This is a genomic window from Methylophaga muralis (assembly GCF_001720165.1).
GTDB classification, from domain to species: domain Bacteria; phylum Pseudomonadota; class Gammaproteobacteria; order Nitrosococcales; family Methylophagaceae; genus Methylophaga; species Methylophaga muralis.
On sequence record NZ_MCRI01000030.1, the window covers coordinates 20,934 to 31,057 of the forward strand.

Sequence of the window (10,124 nt, forward strand, 5' to 3'; positions counted from 1 at the left end):
GGCTACATCAACACCACATTAAATTGTTCACGGCCATATTGCGGCTCACATTGAAACAGAATCGGTTTACCAATAAATTGCTCCAACTCCGCCACTTTGGTGGAATCTTCATCATTGAGTCGATCAATCACGTCCTGAGAGGCCAGCACCAGAAACTGCTTGGATTCATATTGGCGGGATTCACGCAAAATTTCTCGAAAGATTTCATAGCAGACAGTTTCAACATTTTTGGTGTAGCCCCGTCCATCACAACATGGGCAAGGTTCGCATAAAATATGCCCCAGACTCTCGCGGGTACGTTTACGGGTCATTTCCACCAAACCTAATTCAGAAACCGCGCAGATATTGTGTTTGGCCCGATCCATCTGCATGGCTTTTTCGAAGGTGCGTAACACTTGCTCGCGATGACTAACTTCTTCCATATCAATGAAATCAATAATGATAATGCCACCCAGATTACGTACTCGTAACTGCCGGGCAATTGCCTGAGCGGCTTCCAGATTGGTTTTGAAAATAGTCTCTTCGAGATTTTTGTGACCGACAAATCCGCCGGTATTCACATCGACGGTGGTCATCGCTTCGGTTTGATCAAAAATCACATAACCACCAGATTTTAGCGGGACTTTGCGATCCAAGGCTTTTTGGATTTCGTCCTCTACGCCGAATAAATCGAACAGAGGTCGGTCACCACGATAATGTTCCAATCTAGCGGCACATTCCGGCATAAAACCTTCAGCGAACTGCTGAGCTTCTTTGAATGTTTCAGCAGCATCAATGCGAATACGTTCAATTTCTGGCGAAAACAAATCGCGTAAGGCACGTAAAGTTAACGGTAAGTCCTGATATAAGGCTTCGCCACATTGTGTTGAGGTGACACGTTGGCGTAACTTTTCCCACAGACGATGTAAAAACTCCAGATCAGCTTGTAACTCAGCATCTGTGACACCTTCGGCAGCAGTTCGTAAAATATAGCCACCTTGTTGCTCACCGAGCAGTTCTGATAAACAATTTTTCAGCCGCTCACGCTCTTCTTCGCCTTCAATTTTCAGAGAGATACCGATGCCCTCAGCTTCTGGCATGTACACCAAATATCGTGAAGATGCGGATAGCTGAGTAGTCAGGCGTGCGCCTTTACTGCCCATTGGATCTTTGATGACCTGCACTAGCAACTCATCGCCTTCACGCAACAAACTGGTAATCGGCGGAGTAATTCGTGGCGCTTCTTTTAAATCACCAGACTGGCCTTTGGGAATCGAAATATCTGAAGCATGTAAAAATGCGGCGCGGGATAATCCAATTTCGACAAAGGCGGCTTGCATGCCTGGTAAAACACGGCAGACTTTGCCTTTATAAATGTTACCAACCAAACCGCGATGTTCACTGCGCTCAATGAAAACCTCCTGCAACACCCCGTTTTCCACCACTACGGCGCGAGTTTCACTTGGTGTCACATTAATCAGAATTTCACTGCTCATTGAGATTAGTTACCTGTTGTAAAAGCTGACGAGTTTCAAATAATGGCAACCCCATCACACCGGAATAGCTACCGCTGATATTTTCAATAAACATCGCCGCTAAGCCTTGTACAGCATATCCTCCGGCCTTGTCTTTACCTTCCCCCGTCGCCAGATACCAGTCGATTTCTGTGTTTGTCAGTGTTTTGAATCGCACATCACTGATTTGCAAGCTTAGCCAATATTGCTGTTGCCAGACAATCGCCACTGCGCTTAATACTTGATGTTGAATACCTGACAATTGCCCTAAGAAATCTCTGGCTTGATCCAGACTTTCCGGTTTGCCAAGAATTTGCTGAGTGGGCAGTACTACGGCTGTATCTGCACCAATAACCGGTCGAAAATCCGTTTGCAATATATCCCATCCGGCCCGAGCTTTTGCCAGCGCAATACGCTCAACGTAATCCGAGGGGTTTTCACCAGACTTAACCGACTCATCCACCGCGATACTTAATACTGAAAAATTGACTCCGATTTGGGTCAGGAGTTCTTTACGCCGTGGGGAGGCTGAAGCCAGATAAACCTTTGGCAAGTTCATGCGCGATGATAAGGATGATTTTGCAGAACCGTCCAGGCGCGATAGAGCTGCTCGGCAACCACAATACGTACTAAGGGATGCGGCAGTGTCAAATTAGATAATGACCACTGTTGATCTGCACGTTGTTGACACTCACGGGATAACCCATCAGGGCCGCCAACTAACAAACTGACATCACGACCAGAGGCCTGCCAGTTTTTTAATTGCTCTGCTAATTGCTCAGTTGACCAGTTACGCCCACCAACTTCCAGCGCCACCACATAATCATTTTCAGGTAAGGCTGTCATAATCCGTTTGCCTTCTTCCTGCATCCATTGACTTGTACTTCCAGATTTACCACGTTTGGCCGGCGCTATCTCATTCAGTAACAACTGACATTCGCGCGGCATTCGCTTGGCATATTCGTTATAACCTTCAGTAACCCACTGCGGCATTTTCTGCCCAACAGCGAGCAAATTCAGTTTCATTCACGCTCGGCCGAAGCACTTTGCGTGACTTCAGCGACAGACCATAATTTTTCAAGATTGTAGATTGCTCGGGTTTGCGGCGTCATGATATGCGCAATAACATCACCCAAATCAACTAATGCCCATTCACCTACGTCTTCACCTTCCATGCCCAACGGTTGTACGCCAGCAGCTTTCGCCTGAGAAGAAACTTCATTGGCTAATGCTTTAACTTGTCTGGTGGACTTACCGGTAGCAATGATCATCACATCAGTGACATCGGTCATTCCGGTAACATCTAACACGGTGATATCTTCTGCTTTAATGTCTTCAAGTGCATCTATTACTAGTAATTTCAGTTGTTCTGCCTTCATGGGCACTCCAATAAATATAAATTGTTGTTTAGTTTAACGTAAGTCGACCTGAGCGTCTGTGGATGTTTCGATCATGCTGCCAGTCTGCCGAGGAAACCATTGGCTGGTTTTTCCGGTAATAAAATAAGCAGTCAGTCCCACCCACTCTCGCCAAGCAGGCTCAAGCTTTTCCAATTGTTCAAAAACAGCAAAATCCAGCCGACGCAAATCTGCTGACTGACTGCGATAATCCACAGGATATGGCACCACGCTTATACCCTGTTTTTGAGCTATTCCGACGGAGCGCGGCATGTGATAAGCCGAGGTCACCAACAAGTACTGGCCATTGCGTTTAGGCAATACCGTTTTTAACCGTTGGAAGTTTTCGTAGGTATTGCGTGATTTCGATTCAATAATAAGCCGCTGTTCATCAATCCCGACCATCGTGAGTAATTGATGACTGAGATCTGCTGGCGTTGTACCGGCATCAAAACGTAATAAATTATGACCGCCGGTAAAAATGATCGGCGTTTCAGGATAGCGCTTGGCCAAAGCTGCCGCGCCAAAATATCGATCACTGGCTTGACCGACCTGAGGCTGTTGCCAACTGATGGTGCCTTTTACGTCTTCACCGCCACCCAAAACAATAATGCCATCGATAGTATCTGGCAGTTGTTGAGGCTGACTGATACGTGATTCCAGCGGATAGATTAACCAATCCCCCAACGGAAACAACATCAGGCTGAGACTGAACAAACTTGCTGGAAACAGAAATCGTAAAGCCGCTTTTCGATAACCTAACAATAAAAATAACGTGCCGGCCACCAGCAACAGATTCCAAAACATCACTGGACTAAGCACTGACCAAGCCAATTTGGATAAAACAAAAAAAACCTGATCCATCAGTTATCGCTGGCATTGGATCGATACAATCCTAACTGTTCAATCACGGCTATAACTGATTCTGGCAATAGAAAGTTGACTGGGTTTGCTGCCAGTAAATCCTGACGAATCTGCGTTGCAGAAATGGCTAATGAGGTCACGGTAAGTGGCCAAATTTTGCCAGCGGCAAGATACCGATCTGTAGTTTGAGCCAGATTCTGCTGATACCAGTTTTGCAGCTCTTCCTGCAGATCAAGAGTTTCATCCGGGCGTTGCACCACTACGATATGCGCTAAAGACAAAATCTGCTGCCAACGAGACCATGTGGCTAAGCCGCGAAATGCATCTGTGCCTAATATGAGAAATAACGGATTATCTTTAAACTCCTGACGCAAGCTCAGTAAGGTATCTACCGTAAAAGATGGGCCATCACGTTGCAGCTCTCGATCATCAACGATTAATTGAGGAACTGATTTAACCGCCAGTTCCAGCATTAAACGTCTCACCTCAGCACTGGCCATCGTCGCTTGTCGATGCGGCGGCTCTGCGCAAGGAAGCAGTCGCACATGATCCAGATTAAGTTGCAAACAAACTTCTAAAGCCGAGCGCAAATGTCCGAAATGTACCGGATCAAACGTACCGCCCAAGATACCGATGGCGTCGTAATTATTTTCTGATTTGACCACTACCAAACACTATCCATTTTTGTGATGTCAGACCATTTAACCCCACCGGACCACGAGCATGCAATTTATCGGTGGAAATACCGATTTCAGCCCCTAAACCATATTCAAAACCATCAGCAAACCGTGTTGACGCATTAACCAATACTGAGCTGGAATCGACTTCCTGCAAGAAGCGTCTGGCGGTATCGTAGTTTTGCGTCACGATGGTTTCGGTATGCGCCGAACTATGCTTGTGAATATGCAGCATTGCCGCGTCCACGTTATCTACAACTCTAATAGACAGGATAGCTGCCAGATATTCCGTATCCCAATCTTCCTCAGTTGCCGTGTTGATATCCGGCAAAATGCGCAAGGTTTTATCACAGCCACGCAATTCCACGCCTTCTTTGATAAAACGCTCGGCCATTTTTGGTAAAAATTGTTTGGCGATATCGGCATGCACTAATAAAGTTTCCATCGCATTGCAGACACCATAACGATGGCATTTGGCATTAAAGGCAATCTCTTCGGCCATAGCCAAATCAGCTTCAACATCCACATACACATGACAGATACCATCGAGATGTTTGATAACTGGAACACGCGCATCTTTACTGATTCGTTCAATCAGACTTTTGCCGCCGCGTGGCACAATCACATCGACATAGTCTGGCATGGTAATTAATTGAGCTACAGCCTCACGGTCAGTGGTTTCCACCACTTGCACCGCGTTGATTGGCAAGCCAGCTTGTTGTAAGCCTTGATGAATACAAGCCGCAATAGCTTGATTGGAATGTATCGCTTCGCTGCCGCCACGCAAGATAGTTGCATTGCCGGATTTCAGACATAAACCCGCGGCATCTGCTGTGACATTTGGCCGTGACTCGTAAATAATGCCGATAACGCCAAGTGGTACTCGCATTTGGCCAAGCTGAATACCAGAAGGCCGATAACGCATATCACTGATTTCACCAATCGGGTCGGCTAATGCCGCAACTTGTTCAAGCCCTTCAGCCATGGATTCAATACGAGAATCAGTCAATGTCAATCGATCCAACATGGCAGCATCCAGACCTTTGGTTTTTCCGGCCTGTAAATCCAGTTGATTGGCTGCTTTTAATATCTCAGCCTGACTACGAATTGCTTTGGCAATAGCCAACAACGCAGTATTTTTACTGTTGGTAGTGGCACGAGCCAACACTCGGCTGGCTTCACGAGCCTGTTGACCCAGTTTCTGCATATAGGCTGCAACTTCCACAGCACTCTCCTCTGCTAATATCTCTGCTTTCATGTTTGCTGCAAATTCATTGATACACCAGCGACCTGTAAACATAAGGTTGACAGCATACGCCATGCATTGTCACTACCACCGCCTTTTGCTGCTCGATCAATTGCTGCCATTTGCGGTAAAAAAGTTCGCCATTTTGCGGCAGCATGCCGCCGTAATCCCGATTGAATAAGAGGTCTAGCCTTGTCCCATACCGGCGGTTTCTGGCTGGCAAAAACTTGGGCAGGTTGCGCCCCGTTTTCAATTTGGGCTGCCATATCAATCATTCGATGTAATGACCAGGATACCGCCGAAAACACTGCTAATACATCGTTGCCTTCTGCCTGCAACATTCTTAACATACGTGGAATTTTTGCGGCTTGACCAGCATAGACAACATCCATCAATGAAAATGCTTCAAACCGTGCACTATCTGCAACACTCTCTACCAACAATTGCTCGTCTACCTGCCCATCAGTGCTCAGTAGAACCAGCTTATCTATTTCCTGGGCAGCAGCAAACAAATTGCCTTCGGTCCTTTCAGCCAACATGCTGGCAACCGAAGTACTCGTCTGCAAACCTTTTTGACGCATACGTTGCTGAATCCAGCGCGGTAACATTTCTAAACTTACTGGCCAAATGGGTACGCTGATACCGGCATTTTCCAGTGCAGTGAACCATTTGGCTTTTTGCTGTTGGGCTGTCAACTTGCCTGTGATTAATAACAGATACGTATCAATAGCGGGTTGTTCGGCAAATTGCCGCAGAAAATCTCCCCCTTCTTTACCGGGTGCTCCTGAAGGCAGCCTGATTTCGACCAGCTTTTGTGAAGCGAACAAAGACAAACTATCTTCTGCAAATCTGAGCTTCGACCAATCAAACTTTGCGTCAGCATGCCAAACCTGCCTTTCGCTTATACCGTGTTTTTTTGCTTGCTGACGGATCTGATCAGCAGTCTCTTCCACCAGTAAAGCCTCGTCACCAAAAACTACACTGATGACCGGCAATTTATGTTGTAGTTGTGAGCTTAGCTGTTCTGCCTTTACCCGCATCAGTTTTCAATCCAAAGCGGATAGACGACGAAGTATTGCCTGACTGACTTGTTTGTCCATTTCATCGCGTAATAGACGTTCTTCACCATCTCGACCTAATACCTGCTCCTGATCAAACTGATAATCACGTCTCGCTTCAAAGCTTTCATTATCGATGACTTTATTTTGCTGGTTATCGGTTAGCTGAAATGTTACTTCTAAAATCAATTCGTACTCACTGACCTTGGCATTGCCACCAACAGATAATACGCGTCGCTCATAGCGATTGCGCAGAAAGCTCAGCACGGCTGCGCCTTCACTGTAATCGTCAATCACATTGATACCGTTGCGTCGTAAGGTACGTTTGAGTTCCAGCCCCAAACCATCACGCATGCTGATACCTTGAATATGCATGGTTTGAATACTTGCTGGCAGGTCGGCTGCACCCCGTAACTGAAAACCGCATGCGGCTATCAGCATGCATAAACCAGCAATAATCAGTTTTTTCAACATCAATGTTTCCTTTGTTTATCAGCCGACAACGATATTGATCAGCCTGCCAGGCACCAGAATGACTTTTCGAATCGCTTTGCCTTCTATATAGCGTTGAACTGTCTCATCCGCGAGAGCCAGTGGCTCAATATCCGCTTGCTGGGCATTTACATCGACCATCAATTTTGAGCGTAGCTTACCATTGACCTGAATCATCAGCTCGACTTTATCCTGCTTTAAAGCTGCAGAATCAACCTCGGGCCAAGCAGCATCAATTACCGCATTGCTATGTCCAAGCTGTGTCCATAAAACATGACAGATATGCGGCGTGATGGGCGCCAACATCAATACCACTAATTCCAATACTTCCTGACGGACAGCGCGCGCCTGATCACTTTGCTCGGTAAACTTGGTCAGGGCATTCATCAATTCCATCACCGCTGCAATGGCTGTGTTAAAGGTATGACGGCGTCCCAAATCATCTGCTACTTTGGTCAGGGTTTGATGTGCCAGACGACGCAGATCTGTCGCAGCTTCTGACAAGTCGGTTAACGTTTTGCTTTCGACTACGCCAACCTCAGTATGCTCATGCACACTGCGCCATAAACGTTTTAAGAAACGATTGGCACCTTCAACAGCATTGTCTGACCATTCCAGTGACATTTCGGGTGGGGCAGCAAACATCATAAATAAACGCGCTGTATCGGCCCCATATTCATCTATAAGTGCCTGCGGATCAACGGTGTTGCCTTTTGATTTAGACATCTTAGCGCCATCTTTAAGCACCATACCTTGAGTCAACAGATTCTTGAATGGCTCATCGCCTGTAACCAGCCCTTCATCACGCAATAACTTATGGAAGAACCGGGCATACAGTAAATGCAATACCGCATGTTCAATACCACCGATATATTGATCAACCGGTAGCCAGTAATCCGCCCGCTCGTCCAGCATCGCCTCTTGATTATCTGCGCTGGTAAAACGTGCGTAATACCAAGAAGATTCAAAGAAAGTATCAAAGGTATCGGTTTCCCGTCGCGCGGGTTTGCCACATTCAGGGCAAGCACATTGATAAAATTCCGGCATCGATTTAATGGGTGAGCCTGAACCATCAACTACGACATCTTCTGGTAATAACACCGGCAAATCCGCTTCAGGCACGGGCACTGCGCCACAACTATCACAATAGATAATCGGGATTGGGGTACCCCAATAACGTTGACGGGATACTCCCCAGTCACGTAACCGATAATTGACCTGTCGTTCGCCTTTGTTTTGTTTGCTCAGCTCATCGGCGATTGCATCAAAGGCTTCTGCTGAAGTAAGGCCGGTGAATTGCGACGAGTTAATCAATCGGCCTTTTTCGGTGAAAGCCGCCTGTTGCAGATTGATTTGCGTATCATCTAATGCCGCGATAACCTGTCGGATCGGTAAATCGTATTTTTGAGCAAACTCGAAATCACGCTGATCATGAGCTGGTACAGACATCACCGCACCAGTGCCATACCCCATCAACACAAAGTTGGCGACCCAAACCGGAATACGTTCACCACTGATTGGATGAAACACCGACACCCCGGTAGCCATACCTTTTTTCTCAGCGGTTTCCAGTGCAGCTTCGGTCGTGTCAGTTTTCTTGCATTCGTCAATAAACTGCTGCAACTGTGGCTTCGATTCAGCCATGCGCAACGCAATTGGATGCTCGGCAGCTATTGCGACATAACTGACACCCATGAGGGTGTCCGGTCGCGTGGTATAAACTGCAATATCTTCTTCACTGTCAGCTACGGAAAAAGTGATTTGCACCCCTTCAGAGCGACCAATCCAATTCGCCTGCATGGTTTTAACTTGCTCAGGCCAACCGGAGAGTTGTTGCAAATCATTACGCAGATCTTCTGCGTAATCGGTAATTTTCATAAACCACTGAGGTATTTCACGCCGCTCAACCAAAGCACCTGAACGCCAGCCACGACCATCAATTACCTGTTCATTCGCCAATACCGTTTGATCAACCGGATCCCAGTTCACCGCCGCTGTTTTGTTATAGACCAGACCTTTCTTGAATAAACGTACAAACAGCCATTGTTCCCAACGGTAATAATCTGGTTTACAGGTGGCTATTTCACGATCCCAATCATAAGCCAGACCCAATCGTTGCAACTGAGCGCGCATATAATCGATATTTTTATAAGTCCACTCAGCTGGCGGCACCTGATGTTTTAATGCGGCATTCTCGGCCGGTAAGCCAAAAGCATCCCAGCCCATAGGTTGCAATACATTTTTGCCCAGCATGCGCTGATAACGAGAGATAACATCGCCAATCGTGTAATTGCGTACATGGCCCATATGCAGCTGACCGCTTGGATAAGGGAACATCGACAGGCAATAGAATTTTTCTTTGCTCGTGTCTTCAGTAGCACGGAAAGTTTGATGTTGTTGCCACCAGGCTTGGGCGGCGGTTTCGATCACATCTGGGCGATAATCAGCTTGCATGGTTTCTCTTTGTGAATATGATGCGGGAAAGCTGGAAAGGATACCTTAGCGACAGAAATGCCGAAAGCACCGAATGTGTGAACCACAATCAGCGAAATGATTTCTGTAACCGGTCAAACGAAAAAGCAGTGCGGCAAAACCACTGCTTGATATAGCTCTACTTAATTCTGAACTCTTCAAGTTTGCGACCTTGGTTGAGTTCTTCAACCAACCACAAAGGACGTTTACCAAAGCCTTTCCAGGTTTTTTGCGGATCTTGAGGATGGCGATATTTATCGGCACTTTCCGCACGAGGTTTGCGTGCACCAGATAAACCGACTCGCATATTTTTAGCAACAGCTGTTAAGGCTTCTGCCGGAGTTACTTTTTTATCTTTTGCCAAGGCTCTTACAGCATCCGCTACCGCGACAACATCATTGTCTTTGCTGTTTAATTCAGTGACC

Annotated in this window: 11 protein-coding genes; all 11 read right to left on the reverse strand. The window is 46.6% G+C overall.

Annotated elements, in window-relative coordinates; genetic code table 11:
• Nucleotides 1–2: 2 nt before the first annotated feature.
• Nucleotides 3–1,475: a ribonuclease G gene (gene rng / locus A9E74_RS10880; protein ID WP_069296647.1), complete on the reverse strand. Its 1,473-nt coding sequence runs from the start codon at nt 1,473–1,475 to the stop codon at nt 3–5.
• Nucleotides 1,465–2,052, reverse strand: coding sequence for a Maf family protein (locus A9E74_RS10885; RefSeq protein WP_069296648.1), 588 nt, complete (start codon nt 2,050–2,052; stop codon nt 1,465–1,467). The genes rng and A9E74_RS10885 overlap by 11 nt, the downstream gene beginning before the upstream one ends.
• Entirely contained in the window at nt 2,049–2,519 is a 471-nt protein-coding gene (gene rlmH / locus A9E74_RS10890) for a 23S rRNA (pseudouridine(1915)-N(3))-methyltransferase RlmH (RefSeq protein ID WP_069296649.1), read from the reverse strand. The genes A9E74_RS10885 and rlmH overlap by 4 nt, the downstream gene beginning before the upstream one ends.
• Nucleotides 2,516–2,872 carry a ribosome silencing factor gene (gene rsfS, locus A9E74_RS10895; RefSeq protein ID WP_069296650.1) on the reverse strand — a complete coding sequence of 119 codons (357 nt, stop codon included), beginning with the start codon at nt 2,870–2,872 and terminating at the stop codon, nt 2,516–2,518. The genes rlmH and rsfS overlap by 4 nt, the downstream gene beginning before the upstream one ends.
• Nucleotides 2,873–2,905: 33 nt before the next feature.
• Nucleotides 2,906–3,754, reverse strand: coding sequence for a YdcF family protein (locus A9E74_RS10900; RefSeq protein WP_069296651.1), 849 nt, complete (start codon nt 3,752–3,754; stop codon nt 2,906–2,908).
• A complete protein-coding gene (nadD, locus tag A9E74_RS10905) occupies nt 3,754–4,419 on the reverse strand; it encodes a nicotinate-nucleotide adenylyltransferase (RefSeq protein WP_069296652.1) in 666 nt (221 codons plus the stop codon). The genes A9E74_RS10900 and nadD overlap by 1 nt, the downstream gene beginning before the upstream one ends.
• Nucleotides 4,400–5,689, reverse strand: a complete 1,290-nt coding sequence (locus tag A9E74_RS10910) for a glutamate-5-semialdehyde dehydrogenase (protein WP_425412319.1) — start codon at nt 5,687–5,689, stop codon at nt 4,400–4,402. Before A9E74_RS10910 ends, nadD begins: the two co-directional genes overlap by 20 nt.
• On the reverse strand, nt 5,686–6,717 hold the full coding sequence (gene holA / locus A9E74_RS10915; RefSeq protein WP_069296653.1) for a DNA polymerase III subunit delta: 1,032 nt from the start codon (nt 6,715–6,717) through the stop codon (nt 5,686–5,688). The genes A9E74_RS10910 and holA overlap by 4 nt, the downstream gene beginning before the upstream one ends.
• Nucleotides 6,718–6,723: 6 nt before the next feature.
• Complete coding sequence (locus tag A9E74_RS10920; protein ID WP_069296654.1) at nt 6,724–7,209, reverse strand: LPS-assembly lipoprotein LptE; 486 nt, start codon at nt 7,207–7,209, stop codon at nt 6,724–6,726.
• 18 nt (nt 7,210–7,227) lie between these two features.
• Nucleotides 7,228–9,681, reverse strand: coding sequence for a leucine--tRNA ligase (gene leuS, locus A9E74_RS10925; RefSeq protein WP_069296655.1), 2,454 nt, complete (start codon nt 9,679–9,681; stop codon nt 7,228–7,230).
• A gap of 157 nt (nt 9,682–9,838) precedes the next feature.
• Nucleotides 9,839–10,124 (reverse strand): H-NS histone family protein (locus A9E74_RS10930; protein ID WP_069296656.1); only part of this gene is annotated, 286 nt, incomplete at its 5' end.